Origin of the sequence: Embleya sp. NPDC020886, from assembly GCF_044333915.1 — a bacterium.
Lineage (GTDB): Bacteria > Actinomycetota > Actinomycetes > Streptomycetales > Streptomycetaceae > Embleya.
Genome location: NZ_JBIRRX010000005.1, coordinates 546,747 through 571,082, shown reverse-complemented (window position 1 = coordinate 571,082; position 24,336 = coordinate 546,747). Strand labels below are relative to the sequence as shown.

The 24,336-nt window shown below is 72.9% G+C and carries 7 protein-coding genes and 1 pseudogene; 7 read left to right on the top strand and 1 reads right to left on the bottom strand.

What is annotated here, in order from left to right; translation table 11 throughout:
• The first annotated feature begins 3 nt into the window (after positions 1–3).
• The 7 genes and pseudogenes from ACH4U8_RS21550 (at position 4) to ACH4U8_RS21520 (ending at position 23,691) form a co-directional block, all read left to right on the top strand.
• Complete coding sequence (locus tag ACH4U8_RS21550) at positions 4–3,099, top strand: type I polyketide synthase (protein WP_395779431.1); 3,096 nt, start codon at positions 4–6, stop codon at positions 3,097–3,099.
• A 39-nt stretch (positions 3,100–3,138) separates the two neighbouring features.
• A pseudogene (locus tag ACH4U8_RS21545) lies at positions 3,139–8,775 on the top strand (SDR family NAD(P)-dependent oxidoreductase); the annotation flags it as partial.
• A 9-nt stretch (positions 8,776–8,784) separates the two neighbouring features.
• On the top strand, positions 8,785–15,366 hold the full coding sequence (locus ACH4U8_RS21540) for a type I polyketide synthase (RefSeq protein ID WP_395779429.1): 6,582 nt from the start codon (positions 8,785–8,787) through the stop codon (positions 15,364–15,366).
• Positions 15,367–15,368: 2 nt separating this feature from the next.
• The gene (locus ACH4U8_RS21535) at positions 15,369–18,485 is read left to right on the top strand and encodes a type I polyketide synthase (protein WP_395779427.1); all 3,117 of its coding nucleotides are present in this window, start codon (positions 15,369–15,371) and stop codon (positions 18,483–18,485) included.
• 175 nt (positions 18,486–18,660) lie between these two features.
• Positions 18,661–21,882, top strand: a complete 3,222-nt coding sequence (locus tag ACH4U8_RS21530; protein ID WP_395779552.1) for an amino acid adenylation domain-containing protein — start codon at positions 18,661–18,663, stop codon at positions 21,880–21,882.
• Between the two features lie 76 nt (positions 21,883–21,958).
• Positions 21,959–22,702, top strand: a complete 744-nt coding sequence (locus ACH4U8_RS21525; protein ID WP_360305645.1) for an alpha/beta fold hydrolase — start codon at positions 21,959–21,961, stop codon at positions 22,700–22,702.
• 143 nt (positions 22,703–22,845) lie between these two features.
• Positions 22,846–23,691 (top strand): DUF4097 family beta strand repeat-containing protein, encoded by an 846-nt coding sequence (locus ACH4U8_RS21520; protein WP_360305647.1) that lies wholly within the window; start codon positions 22,846–22,848, stop codon positions 23,689–23,691.
• Between the two features lie 131 nt (positions 23,692–23,822).
• Here ACH4U8_RS21520 and ACH4U8_RS21515 read toward each other — a convergent pair whose 3' ends face one another.
• Positions 23,823–24,335 carry an Arc family DNA-binding protein gene (locus tag ACH4U8_RS21515; protein WP_360305649.1) on the bottom strand — a complete coding sequence of 171 codons (513 nt, stop codon included), beginning with the start codon at positions 24,333–24,335 and terminating at the stop codon, positions 23,823–23,825.
• Position 24,336: the final 1 nt, after the last annotated feature.

Genomic DNA, 24,336 nt, shown 5'->3' with positions numbered 1-24,336 from the left:
CGCATGAGTGGCGCAGCCACCGATATTGCCGTCATCGGGATGTCGTGCCGCTTCCCCGGCGTGCACGATCCGCAGGAGTTCTGGCGTCTGCTGGTCGAGGGCAACTCGACCGTCGGCACCTTTCCCGAGCGGCGGGCGGCCGATACGACGCCCCCCTCGACCCACCCGGACGCCGCCACCGTGAACGCGGGTTCGTTCCTGGCGGCCATCGACGGCTTCGACGCGGAGTTCTTCGGTACGGGTCCGGCGGAGGCCGCCGCGATGGACCCGGTGCAGCGACTGGGCCTGGAACTCGCCTGGGAGGCCGTCGAGGACGCCCGCGTCCCGGCGACCGCGCTGGCGGGCCGGGAGGTCGACGTCGTGGTCGGCGCGGCCCCCTCCGGGTACGAACTGCTGCGCAGGCTGTCCGGTGGCGACCGGGACGACCACTACGCCGCCCTCGGGTCGAGCGGGGCGTTGATCGCGAACCGGATCTCCGCGCTGTTCGACGTTCGCGGCATGAGCTTCTGCGCGGACTCGGGCCAGTCCTCCTCGCTCGTGTCGTTGGCGCTGGCCTGCGACCGGATCCGCGCCGGCGCGGTCGAGTTGGCGATCGCGGGCGGCGTGCACCTGATCGCCGACCCGGAGGCCGGACTCGGCCTGGCGAACCTGGGCGCGTTGTCCCCCGAGGGCCGTTGCTTTACGTTCGACGAGCGGGCCGGCGGCTTCGTCCGGGGGGAGGGCGGGGCGTTCGTCGTGTTGAAGCGGCTCGACCTGGCCGTGGCCGATGGCGACCACATCTACGCGGTGGTGCGCGGCTGGGGGGTGGGCAGCGGTGGGGCGACCTCCCGGATGCCCGACCCCAGCCCCGGCGCACAGGCGGCGGCCGTGTTGTCCGCGCTCGCACGCTCGGGTGTCCCGTTCGACTCCCTCGACTACGTCGAGGCGCACGGCACCGGTACCCGAGTCGGCGATCCGGCGGAAGCGGCGGGCCTGCGCGAGGTGTTCCGGGAGACCGGCCGGAGTCGGCCCCTGGTGATCGGCTCGGTGAAGACCAATGTCGGGCACCTGGAGCCGGCCGCGGGCATCGTCGGCTTCGTCAAGGTCGCGCTGTGCCTGGATCGTGCCCATCTGGTGCCGAACCTGAACTTCCGCGTCGCCAATCCCGCGATCCCGGACTTCCAGGCGGACTTCGAGGTCCTTGGGGCCGGGCGGCCGTGGCCGGGCACGCCCGGTCGACCGCGGCGGGCGGGGGTGTCGGCGTTCGGCCTGGGCGGCACGAACGCGCATGTGATTCTCGAACAGGCCCCCGAGGAGCGGACCGAACCCCGGTCCGCCGCCGAGGAATCGGGCACCGCGAGCCCCTTCGGGGCGGTGCCGTGGGTGTTGTCGGCGCGCACCGAGCCGGCGCTGCGCGAGCAGGCGGCGCGGTTGCGGGAGTCGTCGGCCGCGGACGCCTCACGGTCGGTGGCGGACATCGCATACTCGCTGGTGTCGACGCGGTCCTCGTTCGCGCATCGGGCGGTGGTGCCGGCCGCCGACCGGGCACAGGCCCTGGCCGGTCTGGACCTGATCGCGGCGGGCGGTGCCGCGCCGCAGGTCGTGCGCGGGGTGGCGGCGGGGCCGGTGGGTCCGGTCGTCTTCGTGTTTCCCGGCCAGGGGTCGCAGTGGCCGGGCATGGGGAAGCGGTTGTACGCGCAGTCGCCGGTGTTCGCGGCCTCGATCGACGAGTGCGCGCGGGCCCTGGAGCCGTGGGTGGACTGGTCGTTGGCCGAGGTGCTGACCGGTGCGGAGTCGGCCGCGTCGTTGGATCGGGTGGACGTGGTCCAGCCGGTGTTGTTCGCGATGATGGTGTCGTTGGCGCGGGTGTGGCAGTCGCTGGGGGTGGTCCCCGACGTCGTGGTGGGGCACTCGCAGGGCGAGATCGCCGCGGCCTGCGTATCGGGCGCGCTGTCGTTGGCGGACGCGGCGCGGGTCGTCGCGGTGCGCAGCCGGGCCCTGATCGAACTGGCCGGTTCGGGCGGGATGAGTGCGGTGGCCGCGTCCCCCGAATGGGTTCGGGACCGGTTGCGGCAGTGCTCCGGGCTCTCCTTGGCGGCGGTCAACGGCCCGTCCTCGGTGGTGATTTCCGGAGACGACGAGGCGTTGGACCGTTTCGCGGCGACGGCGGCCGACGAGGGTGTCCGGGTGCGCCGGGTCAAGGTGGACTACGCGTCGCACTCGCACCACGTCGAACGCATCCGTACCGGGCTGCTCGCGGCCACCTCGGGTCTGTCGCCGCGCACCTCGGCGGTGGAGTTCCACTCCACGGTCACCGGCGAACCGCTCGACACGCACGTGCTGGACGGCTCGTACTGGTACGACAACCTGCGTTCGACGGTGCGGTTCGGCGAGGTGGTCGAACACCTGATGCGCGAGCGCGGCGGGGTGTTCGTCGAGGTGAGTCCGCATCCGGTGCTCGAAGTGGCGATGGCGGAGACCGGCGACGCGCTGGCCGCCTCGCCGGTGGTGGTGGGCACGCTGCACAAGGACGACGGGAGCGCGGGCGAGGTGCTGGCGTCGTTGGCCGAACTGTACGTGCGTGGGGTGTCGGTGGACTGGGCGGCGGCGTTCGCCGCGGACCGACCGCGCCGAATCCCCCTGCCGACCTACCCGTTCCAGCGCCGGCGGTACTGGCTGACCGCGCCCGAGGACGCCGGCCCGACGTCCCCGGGCGCCGCCGCACACGATGGTGGATCCGGCCCGAACGCCGTCACGGCGGACCTGGGTTCGGAGCTTGCGGTGCTCGACCTGGTGTGCGCCGAGACGGCGGCGGTACTGCACACCGGGGACGCGGATCCGACCGGCGCCGATCTCCTCGCCCGGTCGACGGAGACGTTCAAGGGGTTGGGTTTCGACTCCTCGATGGCGGTACGGCTGCGCAATCGGCTCACCGCGGCGGCCGGGGTGCGGCTTTCGGCCACCGTCGCGTTCACCCATCCCACGCCACAAACGCTCGGGCGCCACATCTTCTCCCTCCTCGCACCGGAGTTGCCCGAAGCCGGGGAAGCGGCGACGACGCGTCCGGCAAACCACAGCGACGACGACCTGTACGCGTTGATCGACCGCGGCTACGTGTAGTCACACCTGTTCTGTTGGCAACGGTTGGGGGAGTTCCCGGTGGAGGATGTCGACAAGCTCCGCTCCTACCTGCGACGCGCCGTCGGCGACGCGCAGGTATTGCGCGAGCGGGTGCGCGAACTGGAGGAGTCCGCTCGCGAGCCGATCGCGGTCGTGGGTGCGGGGTGTCACTTCCCGGGTGGGGTGACGTCCCCCGAGGGGCTGTGGCAGGTCGTGTCCGACGGTGTGGACGCGATGGGCGACTTCCCCGGGGACCGCGGCTGGGACGTGGAGGCGCTCTACGACCCGGATCCCGAGGCGCGCGGGAAGACGTACACGCGCTCGGGTGGATTCCTGAGCGATCTCGCGCAGTTCGACGCGCCGTTCTTCGGGATCAGCCCGCGCGAGGCGCTGGCGATGGATCCGCAACAACGGTTGATGCTGGAGACGACCTGGGAGGCGCTGGAACGGGCGGGCATCGACCCGGCCCGGCTGCGCGGTTCGGCGACCGGGGTGTTCACCGGGATCTACGCGGTCGACTACGGCCCGCGGCTGGGCGGCGGGGCGGCCGCCGAGGTGGAGGGTTTCGGGATCGCCGGGACGTACACCAGCGTGGCCTCGGGCCGGGTGGCGTACGTACTGGGCCTGGAGGGCCCGGCGGTGTCGATCGACACCGCGTGCTCGTCGTCGCTGGTCGCGGTGCACCAGGCCGTGCGGTCCCTGCGAGCGGGCGAGTGCACGCTGGCACTGGCCGGCGGAGTGTCGGCGATGCCGACTCCCGGGATGTTCGTGGAGGTGGCCCGGCAGCGGGGCCTGTCGGCCGACGGGCGGTGCCGGTCGTTCTCGGACGCGGCCGACGGCACCGGCTGGGGCGAGGGCGCGGGTGTGCTGGTGCTGGAGCGGTTGTCCGAGGCGCGGCGCCACGGGCGTCGGGTCCTGGCGGTGATCCGGGGCTCGGCGATCAACCAGGACGGCGCGTCCAACGGGCTGACCGCGCCGAGCGAACTGGCGCAGCGGCGGGTGATCCGAGCGGCCGTGGCCGACGCCGGGCTGTCGCTCGCCGACGTGGACGCGGTGGAGGCGCACGGGACCGGTACGAAGCTGGGCGACCCGATCGAGGCGGAGGCGCTGCTGGCCACCTACGGGCAGGACCGGGACGGCGGCAGCCCCCTGTGGTTGGGCTCGCTCAAGTCGAACATCGGCCACACCCAGGCGGCGGCGGGCGTCGGCGGGATGATCAAGATGATCATGGCGATGCGCCACGGGGTGTTGCCCGGGACACTGCATGTGGAACGCCCGACCCCGCACGTGGACTGGTCGACCGGCGCGGTGGAACTGCTGACCGAGGCCAGGGAATGGCCCGGCGCACCCGGGCGGCCCCGGCGCGCGGGCGTGTCGTCCTTCGGGGTCAGCGGGACCAACGCGCACGTCATCCTCGAAGAGGCACCCGAGGCACCCGAGGCACCCGGATCGTCCGAGGCCCCCGGCCCGGGCGTCGCGCCCCGTCCGGCCCGGGACCCCGTCGCCGGCCGGGTGTCGACCGGCGCCCCCGGGACCGTGCCGTGGGTGTTGTCGGGGCGCTCGGCGCAGGCACTGCGCGACCAGGCGTTGCGGCTGCGGGACGCCGTGGCCGCCGACCCGGGCCTGTCGGTCGCGGGCGTGGGCCGGGCGCTGGTGACCACCCGCTCGTTGTTCGAGCACCGTCGGGTGGTGCTCGGCGCGGACCGGGACGAGCTGCTCGCCGGCCTGACCGCCGTGGTCGAGGGCGCCCGCAACCCGGTCGGGGTGGTGTCCGGAGTCGCCGGACCGGTCGGTCGGACGGTGTTCGTGTTCCCCGGCCAGGGGTCGCAATGGGCCGGGATGGGGCGGGAGTTGTGGGAGTCGAGCCCGGTCTTCGCGGAGCACGTGCGCGCGTGTGCGGACGCGCTGGAGCCGTGGGTGTCCTGGTCGTTGATCGACACCGTGTGCGGCGGGCCGGACGCGGCGGACCTGGATCGCATCGACGTCGTCCAGCCGGTGCTGTTCGCGATGATGGTCTCGCTCGCACAGGTGTGGCGTTCGCTCGGGGTGAGCCCGGACGCGGTGATCGGGCACTCCCAGGGGGAGATCGCCGCGGCCTGCGTCGCGGGCGCCCTGACCCTGCCGGACGCGGCCAGGATCGTGGCCCTGCGGTCCCGTCTGCTGGCCACGACCGCGCAGGACGGCGGCATGGCCGGGATCGTGGCCTCCGAGGACCGGGTGCGGGAGTTGCTGGAGCCGTGGCGGTCCGAGGTCGCGATCGCCGCGGTCAACGGACCGTACTCGACCACCGTCTCGGGTGCGGCGGCGGCCGTCCGGGAGCTGATCGCGCATTGTGAGTCCCAGCGCGTTCGCGCTCGCTGGATCCCGGCGAGCGTGCCCGGGCACTCGCCGCTGATGGACCGCTTCGAGGAGCGACTCCGGGACGAGCTGAGCGGGATCGAGCCCATGTCCGCGCCGGTGGCGTTCCACTCGACGGTGACCGGTGGGCCGCTCGACACGGCGGAGTTGGATGCGGCCTACTGGTTCCGCAACCTGCGCGAACCGGTTCGGTTCGAGGCCGGCATCACGCGTCTCCTCGAACAGGGGCACGGTGCGTTCATCGAGGTCGGCGCGCACCCACTGCTCACCGTCAACATCCAGGCGATGCTCGACGCCACCCCCGGTTCCGCCGCGGTGGTGGTGGGCACGCTGCGCCGGGGCCAGGGCGGCTGGGCGCGGTTGTACCGGTCCGCGGCCGAGGCGTTCGTGGCGGGCGTCGCGGTCTCCTGGGAGGCGGTGCTCCCGGACCGGGACGGCCGGTGGGTCGACTTGCCCACGTACGCCTTCCAGCGGCAGCGCTATTGGCTGAACACACCCCGGGAGGGCACCGCCGAGAGCACCTCGGGCCACCCGCTGCTCGATGCCGTGATCGGGTTGCCCGACGACGGCGAGCGCGGTGGCCTGGTGGCCGGCGGGCGGCTGTCGTTGCGACGCCACCCGTGGCTCGCCGACCACGTCGTGCACGGTGCCGTGCTGGTGCCGGGAGCGGTGCAGGCGGAGCTGGCGGTGTGGGCGGCGGCCGAGGCGGGGTTCGACGTGGTCGACGAACTCGTCGTGGAGACACCGTTGGTGTTGTCCCGGACGGCCGATCGCGAGATCCGCGTCGTGATCGACGGCAAGCGGGCGATCGGCGTGCACTCGCGGGGCGAGGGCGAGGCCGAGTGGACGCGCAACGCCGTCGGCGTGGTCGGGTCGAACTCCGGAGCGACCCACCGCGAGGACGACCTCGTGGTGTGGCCGCCGGCGGGTGCGGTCGGCGTGCCGGTCGCGGAGGAGTACGCCCGGTTGTCCGCCCTCGGGTTCACCCATGGGCCCTCGTTCCGTGGCCTGAAGCAGCTCTGGCGTCGCGGCGACGACCTCTTCGCGGAAGTGGAGTCGCCCGCGCCCGACGGCACGCGGCCGGGCGGATTCCGGATCCACCCGGCGTTGCTGCACGCCGCCTTGCTCCCGACCGGGGCGGGGCGACCCGCCGACGAGTCCGGGCCCCAAGGGTGGCTGCCGTACCGCTGGACCGGGATCCGCCTGGCCGCCGCCGCGCCGACCACGCTGCGGGTGCGCCTCGCGGGCGCGGGGGAGGACACGCTGTCCGTCACCTTCGCGGACGGCGACGGAGTGCCGGTCGGCGGCGTCGAGTCGTTGACCCTGCGGCCGGTGGATGTCGAGAAGCTGACCGAACTCGGCTTCGACCGGCGGGACTCGTTGTTCCGGGTGGACTGGGTGCCCGTCGCGATACCGCCGGTTTCGAGCCCTGCCGAGAAAGCCCGGTACGCGGTGCTGGGCGGGTTCGACGCGCCGGCCGCGCTGCCGGGACCGGGCGGAGCGGTGTTCGCCGACCTCGACGAACTCGCCGCCTCCGGCGCGGTGATCCCGCCGATCGTGATCGCCGGCATCGATCCGGTCGGCCCGGACGGCGGCGACACCCCAACCGTCGTCGAGCACAACCTGCACCGGGTGTTGCGGTGGACGCAGGGCTGGCTCGCCGACGACCGGTTCGCCGACTCGCGGCTGGTCGTGGTGACGCGGGACGCGATCCACGACGAGCGGGGCGCGCAGACCGATCCGGCCGCGGCCGCGATCTGGGGATTCGTCCGTACCGCGCAGACCGAGAACCCGGGCCGGTTCACCCTCCTGGACACGGACGGCCTGCCCGCTTCGTGGCCGGCCGTCCCGGCGGCGATCGCCACCGGGCAGGCCCAGCTCAGGATCCGCGCCGGCCTCGTGAGCACCCCGCAACTGGTCCGCGCCCCCGGCGGCTCCCTCGGCCCGGCGGCGGACCGTCCCGGCCTCGGCTCCGGGACGGTGCTGATCACCGGCGGTCTCGGCGGCCTGGGGGCGATGTTGGCCCGGCACCTGGTGGCACGACACGGGGTGCGCCGGTTGTTGCTGGTCGGCAGGCGGGGACCGGCATCACCGGCGGCGGCGGGGCTGCGGGCGGAGCTGACCGAGGCGGGGGCGCACGTCGAGATCCGCGCGTGCGACGTCACGAACCGCGCGTCCGTCGCCGAACTGGTCGCCGCGGTGCCCGACGAACACCCGCTGACGGCGGTGATCCACTGCGCGACCGTGCTGGACGACGGAGTCGTGGAGGCGTTGACCGAGGACCGGGTGGACGCGGTGCTGGCCCCGAAGGCGCACGGCGCCTGGTACCTGCACGAGGCGACCCGGCACCTGGACCTGTCCGCGTTCGTGTTGTTCTCCTCGATCGCGAGCGTGCTCGGCACGGCCGGGCAGGCCAACTACGCGGCGGCCAACGCGTTCCTCGACGGCCTGGCGCAGGCCCGTCGGGGCGCCGGAGCGGCCGCGATCTCGTTGTGCTGGGGCTACTGGGCGCAACGCACCGAGGCGGGCGCCGACCTCGGCGAGTCCGACATCGTGCGCCTGCAACGCCAGGGCGTGCGGCCGATGTCCTCGCGCGAGGGGCTCGCGCTGTTCGACGCGGCGATCTCGCGCGACGAACCGGTGCTGGTGCCGGCGCGACTGAACCTCCCGGCGCCGGGCACCGCGCCCGCGGGTCCGGCGCCGTCACCGCTCCTGCGCGAACTGCTCGGCACACCGGCCGATTCCGTCGGTTCCGTCGATGCGGACACTTCGCAGGCGGAGGACATCGCACTCGCGCGGCGGGTCGCCGCGCTGCCGCCGGCCGACGCCGAGGCGGTGTTGCTGGACGCCGTTCGGGCCCAGACCGCGATCGTCCTCGGCCACGCCGGCACCGGACGGGTCGGTCCCGACGCGGCCTTCAAGGACCTCGGCATCGATTCGCTGATGGCACTGGAGCTGCGGAACAGGCTGGCCGAGGCGACCGGCTTGAAGCTGCCCGCCACACTCGCGTTCGACCAGCCGAATCCGAGCACTCTCGCCCGGTTCCTGTCCGCGGCCCTCGCCCCCGACTCCGGCGCGGACCCGGAGCCCGCGGCCGAACGCCTGACCAGGGAGATCGAGGGACTGGGCGCCCGGCTGGCGGACGCGTTCGACGGGCTCGCGGCGCCGGACAGGACCGCCATTGCCACGCTGCTCGGCGAACTACAGGGCCGGGTACGGGCGATGGCGAGCGACGCATCGCCGGTCGGCATCGTCGACCGGATCGGTTCGGCCTCGGCGGGAGAGCTTCTCGCGCTGCTGGACAAAGAGCTCGGCTAGGGGAGAGCGATGACGAACGACAACAACGCCGATGTTCTCGACTACCTCAAGCGCACATCGATCGAGCTGATCGAAACACGCCGGCGCCTGAAGGAGCTGACCGAGGCCGCTGCCGAGCCCATCGCGGTCGTGGGTGTCGCCTGCCGCTACCCGGGCGGGGTGGAGTCCCCGGAGGCGCTGTGGGAGCTGGTGCGGGCGGGCCGGGACGCGCTGTCGGACTTCCCGGACGACCGCAACTGGGACCTGGCGGCTCTGTACGATCCGGATCCGGACCGGCCCAATACCTGTTACACCCGCTCGGGCGGGTTCCTGCACGACGCGGGCGACTTCGACGCCGAGTTCTTCGGGATCAACCCGCGCGAGGCGCTGGCCGCGGACCCGCAGCAGCGGTTGTTGCTGGAGTCCTCGTGGGAGGCGCTGGAACGAGCCGGCATCGACCCGCAGACCCTGCGCGGCAGCGACACCGGCGTCTTCGCCGGGCTGGCGTACTTCGGGTACGGGAACCACCTCTTCACCCCCGAGAGCATCTCGGGCTACGCGCAGACCGGTTCGCTGCTGAGCGTGGCGTCCGGGCGGGTGGCGTACGCGCTGGGCCTGGAGGGGCCGGCGGTGTCGACCGACACGGCGTGCTCGTCGTCGCTGGTGGCGGTGCACCAGGCGGTGCGGTCGCTGCGGCAGGGGGAGTGCGGGCTGGCCCTGGCCGGGGGCGTCACGGTGATGGCGACGACGCAGGTGTTCCGGGAGATGTCGCGGCAGCGCGGTCTGGCGGTGGACGGCCGATGCAAGGCGTTCGCCGACGCGGCGGACGGCACCGGCTTCTCCGAGGGCGTCGGCATGCTGGTGTTGGAACGGTTGTCGGACGCGCGGCGCAACGGGCGGGCGATCCGGGCGGTGATCCGGGGCTCGGCGATCAACCAGGACGGCGCTTCCAACGGCTTGACCGCGCCCAACGGGCCGGCCCAACAGCGGGTGATCCGGGCGGCGTTGGCCGACTCCCGGGTCCAGGCGAGCGAGGTGGACGTGCTGGAGGCGCACGGCACCGGGACCACGCTGGGCGATCCGATCGAGGCGCAGGCGCTGCTGGCCACCTACGGGCAGGACCGCGATCCCGATCGGCCGCTGTGGCTCGGGTCGTTGAAGTCGAACATCGGCCACGCGCAGGCGGCGGCCGGCGTCGGCGGGATGATCAAGATGATCATGGCGATGCGACACGGGACGATGCCCGCGACGCTGCACGTGGACCGCCCGTCGACGCACGTGGACTGGTCCGCCGGGGCGGTGGAACTGCTGACCGAGGCCCGGGAATGGCCGAACACCCCGGGACGGCCCCGGCGGGCGGGCATCTCGGCCTTCGGGGCCAGTGGCACCAACGCCCACCTGATCCTGGAAGAGGCGCCCGAGGAAACGCCCGTGCCCGACGCCGCCGACCGGGTGCCGGGCATCGACACCGGGTTGGTGCCGTGGGTCGTCTCGGCGCGGTCGGCGGACGCGCTGCGGGCGCAGGCGCGGCGGCTGCGTGCCTTCGCCGCCGCCGACGCGTGCCTGGAACCCGCCGACGTAGGGCGTTCGTTGGTGGCCGATCGGGCCCGGTTCGAGCATCGCGCGGTGGTGCTGGGCGGTGATCGGGACGAGTTGCTGAGCGGTCTGGCGGCGTTGGCCGACGGCGCGGAGTCCGCCGCGGTGGTGCGCGGCGTCGCCGGGGACCTCGGTGCGACGGTCTTCACGTTCCCCGGGCAGGGATCGCAATGGACCGGTGTGGCACGGCGGTTGTACGACACCTTTCCCGTATTCGCGGACGCCCTCGACGAGGTCTGCGCCGGCTTCGACAGCCGGTTGCCCTTCGCGCTGAAGCCCCTGCTGCTGGCCGACGAGCCCGCGGCCCGCGATCGCACCGACATCGCGCAGCCGGCGCTGTTCGCCCTGCAGGTCGCCCTGTACCGGCTCATGGTGCGGTTGTGCCGCGAGCCGAAGTACCTGATCGGCCACTCCGTCGGCGAGATCGCCGCCGCCCACGTGTCCGGCGTCCTCGACCTGGACGTCGCGACCAGGCTGGTGGCCGCCCGCGGACGGATCATGCAGACGGTCACCGAACGCGGCGCCATGCTGGCGGTACGCGCCTCGGCGGACGAGGTGGCCGCGCTGCTCGGCGGGTACGACCGGGTCGGTATCGCCGCCGTCAACGGCCCGGAATCGGTGGTGCTCTCCGGCCTCCGCGACCAGGTGCACGAACTCCGGGACCGGCTCGTCGCCGGCGGCACGTCGGCGAAACCGCTCGACGTCGACCACGCGTTCCACTCCCCGCTGATGGACCCGATCCTGGCCGAGTTCGCCGAGGCGATCGGCGAACTGCCCCCGGGCCGCCTGTCGATCCCGATCGTCTCCACCAGGACGGGCCGCGAGGCCACGATCGAGGAGTTGACGTCCGTCGCGCACTGGGTGAACCACGTCCGCGAACCCGTTCGCTTCTTCGACGCGGTGGAACACGCCCGCGCGGCCGGCGCGGACGTCTTCGTCGAAGTGGGACCGGGAGCGACCCTCACGAGCATCACCACGGAAGCCTTCGCCGCCCAGGGAGTGCACGACGCGGTGGTCCTGTCCTCGTCGCGGCGCAACCGCGCGGCGGTGCCCGCGCTGCTGGACACGTTGGCCCGACTGCACGTCCGGGGCGGATTCGTGGACTGGGAGGCCCTGTTCGGATCCCGCCGGCGGGTGGACCTGCCGACGTACGCGTTCCGACACGAGCGCTACTGGCTGGACTTCGGGGCCGGGACGGGCACGGCGGACGTGGCCTCGGCCGGCCTCGCGGCCCCGGCCCACCCGCTGCTGGGCGCCGTACTGGAGCACCCGGGCACCGGCGAGGTGGTGTTCACCGACCGGTGGTCCCTGCGGACCCACGACTGGCCGGCCGATCACGCCGTGTTCGGTGCGGCCGTCGTACCGGCGACCGCCTACCTGGACCTGGCGCTGTCGGTGGGCGAGGTCCTCGGCTGCGCCGCGATCGAGGAACTCTCCCTGGAGGTTCCGCTGGTGCTGCCCGACTCGGGCGACGTGCAGGTACGGATCGTCGCCGGCGCGGCGGACGAGACGGGACACCGCTCCCTGGACGTCTACTCGCGACCCGACCCGGCCGCCCGCACGGTGGACGGCCCGACCGCGGGCGGCTGGACCCGGCACGCGACGGGCGGCCTGGCGCCGAGCGCGGCGCGCCCGATCGCGCGGACCGAGGACGCCCCCGCCCCGACCGTGTGGCCGCCGGTCGGGGCGCGCCGGCTCGACGTCGCGGGTCTGTACGACTCGTTCGCGGACGCGGGCTTCGACTACGGCCCGACCTTCCGCGGCCTGCGCGAGGTGTGGCGGCGCGGGGACGACCTGTTCGCACTGGCCACGCTGCCGGACCCCGCCGAGACCGGCGGGTACGCCCTGCACCCGGCGCTGCTCGACGCCGCGCTGCACGCGGTGGTGGCCGGCGGGGTCATCGAGGTGACCGACGGCCGGGGCTGGATGCCCTTCTCCTGGTCCGGAGTGGACCGGGTCGGCGCGTGCGGCGCCACCGTACGGGTCCGGATCTCCCCGGCCGGCGAGGGCGTGGTGTCCGTGGCGATCGCCGACGAGCACGGCCGCGCGATCGCGCACGTGCGGGCGCTGACCTTTCGACCGGCGAGCGCCGAGCAACTGCGCGCGGTACGCGGCGGGAACGAGCAAGCGCTGTTCGAGGTGCAGTGGCGCCCGGCTCGGCCGGGCCGGCCGGAAAGCCGGCCCGAGCGGTGGGACGTGCTCGGCGCGCCGGACGGACAGGCCGCACGCCTGGCCCGGACCGGCGCCGAGCGTGTGGCGTTCCACGCGTCCATCGACGACGTCCTGGCCGGGGAGGCGCCCCGACACCTGGTGCTGTGCCTGGACGACTTCCTGGTCGCCGCCGACGCCGACCCGTTCGCCACCGTCGGCGGCACCGACATGCGCGTGCTGGCCTGGGCCCAGCGCTTCCTCGCCGAGGAGGCGCTCGCCGAATCCACGCTGGTGCTGCTCACCCGCCTGGCCGTGGACACCGGCGGCGGGGAGCGCGTCGAAAGCCTCCCCGGCGCGTCCGTATGGGGCCTGATCCGTTCCGCCCAGACCGAGCACCCCGGCAGGTTCCGACTCGTGGACATCGACGACGAGGAAGCCTCCTGGGCACACCTCGCGAACGCGCTCGCCCTCGACGAGGAGCAACTGGCCCTGCGCGGCGACGCGCACCTCGTCCCGAGGATGACGGCGACCGAGACCGCGAACCATCGGATCGAGCCACCGGCGCACGGCGCCCACCGGCTGGGCATCCCGATCAAGGGCACGCTGGAGAACCTGACCTGGATTCCCTGCCCCGAGGTGGAAGCACCCCTCACCGGTGGGCAGGTGCGCGTCCGCGTGCACGCCGCCGGGCTCAACTTCCGGGACGTCACGATCGCCCTGGGACTGGTGGAGCGGACCGCCATCGACGCCGGGATCGGCAGCGAGGGCGCCGGAACCGTACTGGAGGTGGCGGACGACGTCACCGACCTGGCACCGGGCGACCGGGTGATGGGCATCTTCTCCGGCGCCTTCGGCCCGGTGGCCGTCGCCGACCACCGGCTGCTGATGCCCATCCCCGACGGGTGGAGCTACGCCGAGGCGGCGTCGGTGCCCGGTGCCTACCTCACCGCCTACTACGCCCTGTTCCACGTGACGAAGCTGGAAAAGGGCCAACGCATCCTCATCCACGCCGCGGCGGGCGGCGTCGGGATGGCCGCCGTACGACTGGCCGGGCACGTCGGCGCCGAGATCTACGCCACCGCGAGCCCGGCCAAGTGGGCCACCCTGCGCGGTCTGGGTCTGGACGACGAGCACCTGGCATCGTCGCGGAACCTGGAGTTCGCGGAGAAGTTCCTGGACTCCTCCGGTGGTCGCGGCGTCGACGTCGTGCTCAACTCCCTCGCGCACACCTTCGTCGACGCCTCGCTGACGCTGCTCCCCGAGGGCGGGAGCTTCGTCGAGATGGGCAAGACCGACATCCGCGATCCCGGGCGGGTGGCGGCCGATCACGCCGGGGTCGACTACCGGGCATTCGACCTCTACGAGGCCGGCCCGGACTCGATCCACGAGATGTTCCGGGCCGTCATGGAACTGTTCGCCGACGGACGGGTACGCCCGAACCCGATCTCGGTCCGCGACATCCGCGACGCGCGCAGGACGTTTCGCGAGATGAGCCAGGGCCGGCACATCGGCAAGCTGGTCTTCGACCTGGGCGACGGCTTCGGCGGGGGGACCGTGCTGGTCACCGGCGGGACCGGCGGCGTGGGCTCCCTGGTGGCCCGCCACCTGGTCACCGAACGCGGAGTGCGCAGCCTGGTACTGCTCAGCCGGCGCGGCATCGCCGCCGAGGGCGCCGCCGAACTGCGGTCGGAACTGGCGGCGGCCGGCGCCACCGTCACCGTCGTGGCCTGCGACGTCGCGGACCGGGCCGCCCTGGCCGCCGTGCTCGCGGACATCCCCGGGCGATACCCGCTGACCGCGGTCGTGCACGCGGCGGGCGGCCTCGCCGACGGCACCCTGGAGTCACTGACCGCGGAGAGCCTGGACCGGGTGCTGCGGGCCAAGGTCGGCGGTGCGATCAACCTGCACGAGCTGACCGCGGACCACACCCTGACGGCGTTCGTGCTCTTCTCCGCCCTCGCCGGCACACTCGGCACCGGAGGCCAGGCCAACTACGCGGCGGCGAACGGCTTCCTGGACGGATTGGCGGCGCAGCGCCGGGCATCCGGCCGGGTCGGCACGTCGCTGTGCTGGGGCTGGTGGGAACAACGCACCGGAATGACCGAGGACCTGGACGCGGTCGACCTCTCCCGGATCCGGCGGCTGGGCATCGCCGAGATGCCGACGGCCCAGGCCCTGGACCTGTTCGACACGGCGTACGCGATCGACAAGCCCGTGCTCATCCCCGCCCGACTGGACCCGGCCGCACTGCGCGGCAGGAGTGCCGACGAACTGCCGCTGCTCCTGCGCGACCTCGTCGCCGGCGCCCGTCCGGCCCGCAACCGGTCGGGCGGCACCGGGGACGGTGGCTCGCTCGGCCTGCCCGCCCGGCTGGCCGGCCTCGCCCAGGACGAGGCGGACACGGTCGTGCTGGACTGGATCCGCGATCAGGTCGCCATCGTGCTGGGCCACCCCTCCGGCGCGGTGGTGGACGCCGACCGGGCGTTCACCCACCTCGGATTCGACTCGCTGACCTCGGTCGAACTGTGCAACCGACTGGCCTCCGCGACCGCACTGCGGCTGCCCTCCACCCTCGTCTTCAGCTACCCGACACCACGCGAGCTGGGTCGGCACGTCCGCGGCCTGCTGCGTGCGACGGAGCAGCCCGGCTCGGCCGAGGACGCGCGGATCCGGGAGGTGTTGCGCAACGTGCCGATCGAGCGGCTGCGCAGCGCGGGAATCCTGGAACTGCTCCTGGCCTGCGCCGATTCCCCACACCCGGACGCCGACGGGCAGGCGCCGGACACGGAGGCCGATCCGGGCGAACTGGCGGCCCTGGACCTGGAAGCACTCGTCGACCTGGCTCTGGATGAGAGGGGCAAGTGACCATGAACAACGCCGCGGATCGCCCGGCGGACGGCGCGGACCGGGTCCAGCGGGCGCTGCGCACGCTGCTGGAGGAGCGGGACCGCCTCCGGCAGGAGAACGACGCGCTGAAAGCGGGCCGGGTCGAGCCGATCGCCGTGGTGGCGATGGCCTGCCGCTATCCGGGAGGGGTGTCCTCGCCCGAGGAGTTGTGGGACATGGTCCGCGACGGCGTGGACATGGTGGACGAGTTCCCGGGCGATCGTGGCTGGCGGGACGTGTACGATCCGGACCCCGACACGGTCGGCAGCTCGTATGTACGGCACGGCGGATTCCTGGCGGACGTGGGCGACTTCGACGCGGAATTCTTCGGCATCAGCCCGCGTGAGGCGTTGGCCATCGATCCGCAGCAGCGCCTGCTGTTGCAGACCTCGTGGGAGGTCTTCGAGCGGGCGGGCATCGTTCCCGCCGAGGTACGCGGAGCCGACGTCGGCGTGTTCACCGGGGTGAGCTCGACCGAATACGGCTGGCGCTTCCTGGAGGGAGGCAAGAGCGAACTGGAGGGCTACCTGCTGCACGGGAGCGCGCTGAGCGTCGCGTCCGGCCGGGTGGCGTACGAACTGGGGCTGACCGGGGCGGCGGTGACCGTGGACACGGCGTGTTCCTCCTCGCTGGTGGCCCTGCACCTGGCCATGCAGTCGCTGCGGTCGGGCGAGTGCTCGCTCGCGCTGGCGGGCGGGGCGTCGGTGATGTCCTCGCCCGCGATCTTCGTGGAGTTCTCCCGGCAGCGCGGCCTGGCCGCCGACGGCCGGTGCAAGTCCTTCGCGGACGGGGCCGACGGCACCGGCTGGGCCGAAGGGGTGGGCGTGCTGCTCCTGGAGCGGCTCTCCGACGCCCGCCGCAACGGCCACCCGGTGCTCGCCGTCGTTCGCGGTACGGCGGTGAACCAGGACGGAGCCAGCAACGGGCTGACCGCGCCCAACGGTCGCGCCCAGGAGCAGGTGATCCGACAGGCACTGGCCAACGCCGGAGTCGCGGCCGCCGAGGTGGACGCGGTCGAGGCGCACGGCACCGGCACCGTGCTGGGCGACCCGATCGAGGCGGGTGCGCTGCTGGCGACCTACGGACAGGACCGCTCCCCGGACCGGCCGCTGTGGCTGGGATCGATGAAATCCAACATCGGCCACGCCCAAGCCGCCGCCGGGGTCGCCGGGGTGATCAAGATGGTGATGGCCATGCGCCACGGCTTCCTGCCCGAGACCCTGCACGTGGACAAGCCCTCCCGGCACGTGGACTGGTCCTCCGGCGCGGTCGAACTGCTGCTGGCGGGACGGACCTGGACACCGGCGCACGGTCCGCGCCGGGCCGGGGTGTCGTCGTTCGGAGTCAGCGGCACCAACGCGCACGTGATCCTGGAGGAGGCGCCGCCCGCGGACCCGGACGAGCGTGCTCCGAGCCCGGGCGTGGTCGGCGGGCTGGTGCCGTGGGTGTTGTCGGGCAAGAGCGCGGCGGCCGTGCAGCGCCAGGCGGGCAGGCTGCGCGATTTCGTCGCGGCCGATCCGGACGCGGATGTCGCCGACCTGGGTCGGTCGTTGTGGTCGAGCCGCTCCCGGTTCGAGCATCGGGCCGTGGTGCTGGGCCACGATCGAGACGAACTCCTGGGCGGGTTGGAAGCGTTGGCCGACGGCGTGGAGTCCGCCGCGGTGCTGCGCGGGGCCGCCGGCAAGCTCGGCGGCGTGGTCTTCATGTTCCCGGGACAGGGCTCGCAGTGGGTCGGCATGGGCCGGCAACTGCACGACACCTTCCCGGTCTTCGCGCGCACCCTCGACGAGTGCGCGGCCGCGCTGGCCGAGTGGGTCGACTGGTCGCTGCTCGACGTGCTGCGCGAGGTGCCGGGTGCGCCCACGCTGGATCGGGTGGACGTGGTGCAACCGGCGTTGTTCTCGGTGATGGTGTCGATGGCCGCGCTGTGGCGGTCCTGGGGTGTGGAACCGGCCGCGGTGGTGGGGCACAGCCAGGGCGAGATCGCCGCCGCGCACGTGTGCGGCGCGTTGTCGTTGCGCGACGCCGCCAAGATCGTGGCGCTGCGCAGCAAGGCTCTGGTGGACCTGATCGGACACGGCGGGATGGCGTCGGTGGTCGAGTCCGCGGACCTCGTGGCGGCCCGGCTGACCCCGTGGAAGGACCGGGTGAGCATCGCCGTCGTCAACGGACCCCGTTCGGTGGTGGTTTCCGGAGAACCGGACGCACTCGACGAATTCGTCGAGAAGATGAAGGCGGAAGGCGCCCAGGCCCGCCGAATATCGGTCGACTACGCCTCGCATTCCCACCAGGTGACCCGGGTCCGCGAACGGGTGATCACACCGCTGTCCGACGTGCGGCCGAAATCCTCCGCACTGCCCTTCTACTCCACCCTGTACGGCGAAGTCATCGACACCGCAAAGCTGAACGGCGAGTACTGGTACGACAATCTGCGGGAGAAAGTCCGCTTCGAATCCTCCGTCCGCCGGTTGATCGACGACGGGTTCCGGGGGTTCATCGAGATGAGTCCGCACCCGGTGCTGACCGTCCCGGTGCAGGAGATGGTCGAGGACCTGGACGACGCGGTGGTGCTGGCCTCCTCCCGGCGCGATCGCGGCGAGGTCGCGGCCGTGCTCGGCTCGCTGGCCCAACTGCACGTGCGCGGCGGGGCGGTGGACTGGGACGCCCTGTTCGGGACCCGCCGGCGGGTGGAGCTGCCGACCTACGCCTTCCGGCGGCAGCGCTACTGGCTGAACTCCGCGCCCGCAGTGGTCGCGGCCGAGGAGCCCGCGCCGCAACCGCCCGCGACCGACGACGACCCGGTACCCCTGGCCGACCTGCTGCCGACCCTGTCCGAGGACGACGCGAGGACGCGCGTGCTGGAACACGTGCTGGAGCGGGTCGCCGTCGTGCTGGGCCACCCCTCAGCCGAGACGATCGAACCCGACCAGGAGTTCAAGGACATCGGCTTCGACTCGCTGCTGTCGGTGGAGCTGAGCAAACGTCTGGCCGCGACGACCGGACTCAAGCTGCGGGCGAACCTGGTGTTGCGACACCCGACACCGAGACTGATCGCCGGGCACATCATCGCCTCGATGGGCGACCGCGCGCCGCGATGAGCGCGGCGCCGCGGGCGCTCCCCGGTCCGCAGGACCGTCCCGCCGGCGGGACACCGCACGTTCGCGCGCGGTGTGCCCTGTTCCGGCACCCGTTGTCTTGACCGGCCGATCCACCTCCGTGAGTGTGGAGGTGATCTGCGAATTCCTCAGGTTCCCGAGCCTGTTTGCTGAGGGGATGTTCCCTGTGCGTTCGTTCGGTGCGTCGTCGGCGCATAAAGGATTGTGGCTGGCGCAGAAAATGTCTCCGGAAACGCTGAACCACGCGCTGACCATGTGGGATGTGGACGGTGCACTGGATTCGGCGGTGATGGAATCCGCATTCCGGCACGTCCTGGGCGAAGCGGAGGTGCTGCGCGTCAACTTCGTCGACGACGGCGGCGGACTGCGGCTGATTCCCCGGGAATTGGGGGACTGGCGACCGTTCCTCCTGGACCTGAGCGCCGAGGCGGATCCCGAACAGGCCGCGCGCGAGGCGCTGGCCGAGCTGGTGAGGCAGCCGTTCGACCTGGCGCGGGACCTGCTGTTCCGCTTGGGTGTGATCGAACTCGGGCCGGCCCGCTCGCTCGTGGTGATCGCCTACCACCACCTCATCTCGGACGGGTTCGGCGCGGGCGGCCTGCTGTCGCGGCGCCTCGCCGAGGTGTACACGGCACTGGTCCGGGGGGCGGAGATCGCCGAACCGCCGCACCCGTGGGACGTCGAGTCGTTCAGCGCCGAAACGGACCGCTACCGCGACTCGCCGAAGTTCGCCGAGGACACCGCGTTCTGGCGCGAGTACCTCGCGGACGCGCCGCCGCCCGCGCAGGTGCCGCGGATCGCCCTGCCCGACGCGACCCGGTCCGCGCTCGCCGAACCGCTGGGCAGCGCCGACCGCTGGGGGCAGTTGGCCGACGCCATCGGCATGGCGAGTCGAACGCTGACCGTGCCGCGCGCCGAGGCGGACACCTGGACCGAGACCGCGAAGTCCATGGGCGTCTGGATGTCCTCGCTGGTGACCGCCGCCGCCGCGGTGTTCCTCCGACACCGGTGCGACCACCCGGAGTTCCTGCTCTCGCTGGCCGTGGGCAACCGGGTCGGGGCGGCGAGCCGGACCCCCGGCCTGGCGGTGAACGTGGTGCCGGTGCGGGTGAAGGTCCCGCTCGGTGCGACCTTCGGCGAGATCGCCGACGCGGTGGTGGACGAGACGTACGAGATCTTCGGCCAAACCGCCTGCCACTACTCGGAGATCCAGCGCGCGAGCGAAACCGTGCTGAGCGGTCGCGGCAGTTTCGGGACCGTGATCAACGTCGTCGAGTTCGTGGACCGACTGCACTTCGGCGACCACCCGGCGCGCTACCTCGGCGCGACGACCGGCGCCTTCGACGAGCTGGCGATCGGCGTCTACACCGACGGGAGTCCCGAGAGCGACCTCTACGTCCGGCTCGACGCCCCCGCGGGCCTCTACTCCGGCGCCGAACTGCACTTCATCGGCGCGGAGTTGATCGCCCATATCCGCGCGGTGATCGCCGCCGACCCGCAACTGCCGGTCGGTGCGCTGGACGTGCTCACCGGTGTCGAGCGGGATCGGGTGCTGACGGCGCCGGATCAGCCGCCCGGGCCCGGGGCGACGCTTGCGGAGCTGTTCGCCCGCCGGGTGGAGCAGGCCGGCGACGACGTCGCGGTGGTGTCCGGGGACACGGCGCTGTCGTACCGCGAACTGGACGAGCGGTCGGACCGGCCGGCTCGGGCCCTGCGCCGCCGGCAGGTCGCACCCGAGACGGTCGTGGCGGTGGCGATGCCCCGATCGGCGGACCTGGTCGTCGCCCTGCTGGCCGTGGTGAAGGCGGGCGGAGCCTACCTGCCGATCGACCCGACCGCCCCGGCGGAACGCATCAGGTCGGTGCTGAGCGATTCCTCGGCGCGTGTACTGCTCACCGACGCGGCGAGCGCGGCCGGGCTCCCCGGCGATCTGCCCGTGCCGACGATCGTGTTCGACGACCTCGGGTCGCACACCGCCGACGGCGACGACGCACGGGAGGTTTCACCCCTGCCGCATCCGGACAACCTGTTGGCTGTGCTCCATGGCTCCGGATCGAACGGCGCGGCCGGCGGGGTCGCCGTGACGCACCGGAACATCCAGCGGCTCGTCGCCGACCGGCACTGGCGCGACGGCGGCCGAGGCACCGTTGTGTGGCACTCGCCGCCCACCTCCGAAGCACTCGCCCTCGAACTGTGGGTGCCGTTGCTGAGCGGCGGCCGGGTGGTCGTGGCCCCGCCGGGGGAACTCGACCTCGATGTTGCGACCGAGCCGCGAGCGGGCTCCACGATGTGGCTGCCCGCCACCCGGTTCGCGGCGATCGCGGCGGAACGCCCCGAGCGCCTGGCCGGGTTGCGCGAGGTGTGGACCGGTGGTGACCGGGTGCCCGCCGCCGCGGTGCGGCGGATGCGCGAGGCGTGCCCCGAGCTGAGCATCGTCATCGGTCACGGTCCGACGGAAACGACCGGGTTCGCCGCCGGCGACCGCCCGGCGGCGGACGGACCGGCGCGGCCCGCGGGCACGGTCGGCCTGCCGATGGACCACACCGCCCTGTACGTGCTGGGGCCGGGCCTGGCGCCGGTGCCTGCGGGCGTGGTCGGCGAGTTGTACGTGGCCGGGCCCGGCGTGGCCCGCGGCTACCCCGGGCAGGCGGGGCGGACCGCCGAGCGGTTCGTACCCTGCCCGTTCGGGCCCGCCGGCGGGCTGATGTACCGGACCGGGGACCGGGTGCGCCGGGACGACGGCACACGGCTCGAATACGTGGGCCGTGCCGACGCCCGGGCCGAGGTACACGGGCTGCGGGTCGAACCGGCCGAGGCCGAGGAGGTGTTGGCCGAGCACCCCGGGCTGGCCCAGGCGGTGGTGGTCGGCCGGGAGGACGAGTCCGGGCAACGACGCCTGGTGGCCTACGTGGTCCCGGCGGGCGGCCCGCGCGGCGACCTCTCGGGCGAGGAACTGCGCCGGTTCGCCGCGGCGCGGCTGCCGGAGTTCCTGGTGCCGTCGGTGTTCGTACCGCTGGATCGCCTGCCGGTGACGGCGGGCGGACGGGTGGACCGGGCCGCGCTGCCCAAGCCCGAGTTCGACGACGGGCAGTATCGGGCACCGCGCAACCACACCGAGCGGGTGTTGGCCGCGGCCTTCGCCGACGTGCTGGAGCTGGACCGGGTCGGCATCGACCAGGACTTCTTCGACCTGGGCGGCAACTCGCTGCGGGCGATCCGGCTGGTCGGGCTGATCCGGGCGGAGTTGAACCACGAGGTGTCCATCCGCAAGCTGTTCGCGGCGCGCACCATCACCGGTCTGTCGGACATGTGGGGAGACCTCTCCCGATCGAGCAGGCCGGCCCTGCGCAAGCGCACGAAGGACGGCGAAGTGCTCTGAACGCCGACCGCGATCACCACCACTACCCGCACGGAAAAGGCATGTTCGAATGAGGAGTCCGGTGGAGGAACGGTGGGTGCGTCGCTTCCGCGACGACGACGGGTGCGCGACGAGGCTCGTCTGCTTCCCCCATGCCGGCGGCTGGTCGACCGCGTACCGCACCTGGCCGGTGGGACTGCCCTCGGACGTCGGGGTGTTCGGTGTGCGATACCCGGGCCGGGAGGACCGGCTCGGCGACGCCTTCCCGTCCGGACTGGAGGCGCTCGCGGACGACATCGCCGACGCGCTCGCCGAGTCGACGCGCCACCGGCTGGTGCTGTTCGGCCACAGCATGGGTGCCTCGGTGGCGCACGAGGTCGCGCTGCGCCTGCAACGACGAGGGTGTGCGCCGGTCGCGTTGTGCGTGTCCGGCCGGCGTCCGCCGCATGCCCTGGAGGGCCAACGGCGGTTCCTCGGCACGGACGAGGAGATGATCGCCGACGTCGTGCGCTTCGACGAGAGCCGCGCCCCGGTTTTCGCGGACCCGGGCCTGCGGGAGATCCTGCTGCCCGCGTTCCGCGCGGACTACCGATTGGTGGACGAGTATCCCGCCGGCCGGCGGGACCCGCTCGACTGCCCGGTCTACGGCTACACCGGCGACGGCGACCCCGAGGTGACCCCGGAGCAGATGCGCGGTTGGGCGGACACCACGAATGCCGGCTTCCGGCTCCGGGTGTTGCCCGGTGGGCACTTCTACCTCAAGGCCAAGGAGAAGGTGCTGCTCGCGGACCTGAGCGAGGTGCTGCGTCGGATCAAGTACCGTGCGGAGGCCGCTTCCTGAGGTGGGCGCTCGGCGCGACGGGTCGGGCCGGTGGGCGAGGCGAGGCGAGGCGGGTCGGGCCGGCCGGATGTCGATGGCGCCAATGGCGCCATCGCAGTCGAGACGACTTGCAGATGGCGCATGCATTGCGCCATGATGGCGTCATGGACGTTTTCGCTACTCCCGACCCGATCTCCGTCAAGCTCGACATCTACGTCGGCGACGTGCAGATCACCGCCGAGGACCGGATCGACACCGTCGTCGAGGTACGGCCGACCGACGAGAGCGACGCCTCGGACGTGAAGGCCGCCGAGCAGACGAGTGTCGGGTTTGCCGACGGCGTGCTGGTGGTCAAGGCCCCGAAGCCCGGGCTGTCGGCCATGAACCCCTCCCGCAAGTCCCGTTCGGTGGACGTGTCGATCGTGCTGCCGATCGGTTCGCACGTGCACGGCGAGGCGGCCCTGGGCGACCTGCACTGCTCCGGCCGGCTCGGCGAGTGCACGTTCAAGACGACCACCTCCAACGTGCGTCTGGAGCAGGTCGGCGCGTTGCGGCTGCGTACGGCCGGCCACATCACCGTGGGTCGTGTCGACGGCGACGCGGATGTCCGCACCTCGATCGGACGCATCCGGATCGGCGAGATCGACGGCGCGGCCGGGGTCAAGAATGCCAACGGCAACACCGAGATCGGCAAGGTCACCGGCGACATCCGGGTCCGCGCCTCCAACGGCGACATCACCCTCGACCACGCCCTGGGCGACCGGACCGACGCCAAGACCGCCAACGGCAGCATCCGGGTCGGCGAAGTGGTCCGCGGCGCGGTCGTGCTCAAGACCGCGTGCGGTGACCTGGAGATCGGCATCGGTGCGGATCGCCCGGCGAAGCTGGAACTGACCACCGGTTACGGGCGCGTACACAACTCGCTGCAAGAGGTGGCCAAGTCGGCCGAGGAGTCGATCGAGGTGCGGATGCAGTCCTCCTACGGCGACATCACCATCCACCACGCCTGACGAACGGCAGGCCCGGGAGCGGGTGTTCCCGGGCCGTCGACGGGATGCGGACCGCATGTACGCGCATCCCGTCGGCCTCCGGCCGATCCGGGCCGGGCGCGACCGGCGCGATCGCGCGGGCCGCCGCGCCGCTACTGCACCCAGCCGTTGAACTGCTGCTTGCCGCGTTGGGACCGCCTGCTGTTGGTCAGCGCCGCGGCGGACGCCCGGACCATCCAGGTGTTGACCGAGATGCCCTGGCTGGACGCCGCCTTCTCGATCTGTTCCTTCATCTCCTCCGGGGGCCGGAAGTTGATCCGGGCCGTGGCGCCGCTGCGCGGGCCACCGAGGGCGCCGGTCAACCAGTCGCTCGCCGCGTCACCGGTTTCGGCCGGGTCGTCCCCGGCGGGGCCGCCGTCGCTCGGGGGCGCGGTCACCACGAAGCTGGGATCCATCCCGCGCAGGCGCAGGTCCACCGAGCCGGGCGCCAGGTCCCGGCTGATCTCGTCGACCGCGGCCGACAGGACCTTGAGCAACGTGAGCCGGACGGCCGACTCCAGCGGGGCGACGAGTCGCTCGGCAACCGCGCGGGTCTCGGTGTCTCCGGCCGCGGAGGCTGCGACCAGCTCGTCGCGCAGCGCCTCGACGTACTCACGTAGTTCCATG

Coding starts and splice junctions, on each gene's coding strand:
- ACH4U8_RS21540 (WP_395779429.1), top strand. CDS start 8,785: ATGACGAACGACAACAACGCCGATGTTCTCGACTACCTCAAGCGCACA.
- ACH4U8_RS21530 (WP_395779552.1), top strand. CDS start 18,661: ATGTTCCCTGTGCGTTCGTTCGGTGCGTCGTCGGCGCATAAAGGATTG.
- ACH4U8_RS21515 (WP_360305649.1), bottom strand. CDS start 24,335: ATGGAACTACGTGAGTACGTCGAGGCGCTGCGCGACGAGCTGGTCGCA.
- ACH4U8_RS21535 (WP_395779427.1), top strand. CDS start 15,369: ATGAACAACGCCGCGGATCGCCCGGCGGACGGCGCGGACCGGGTCCAG.
- ACH4U8_RS21550 (WP_395779431.1), top strand. CDS start 4: ATGAGTGGCGCAGCCACCGATATTGCCGTCATCGGGATGTCGTGCCGC.
- ACH4U8_RS21520 (WP_360305647.1), top strand. CDS start 22,846: ATGGACGTTTTCGCTACTCCCGACCCGATCTCCGTCAAGCTCGACATC.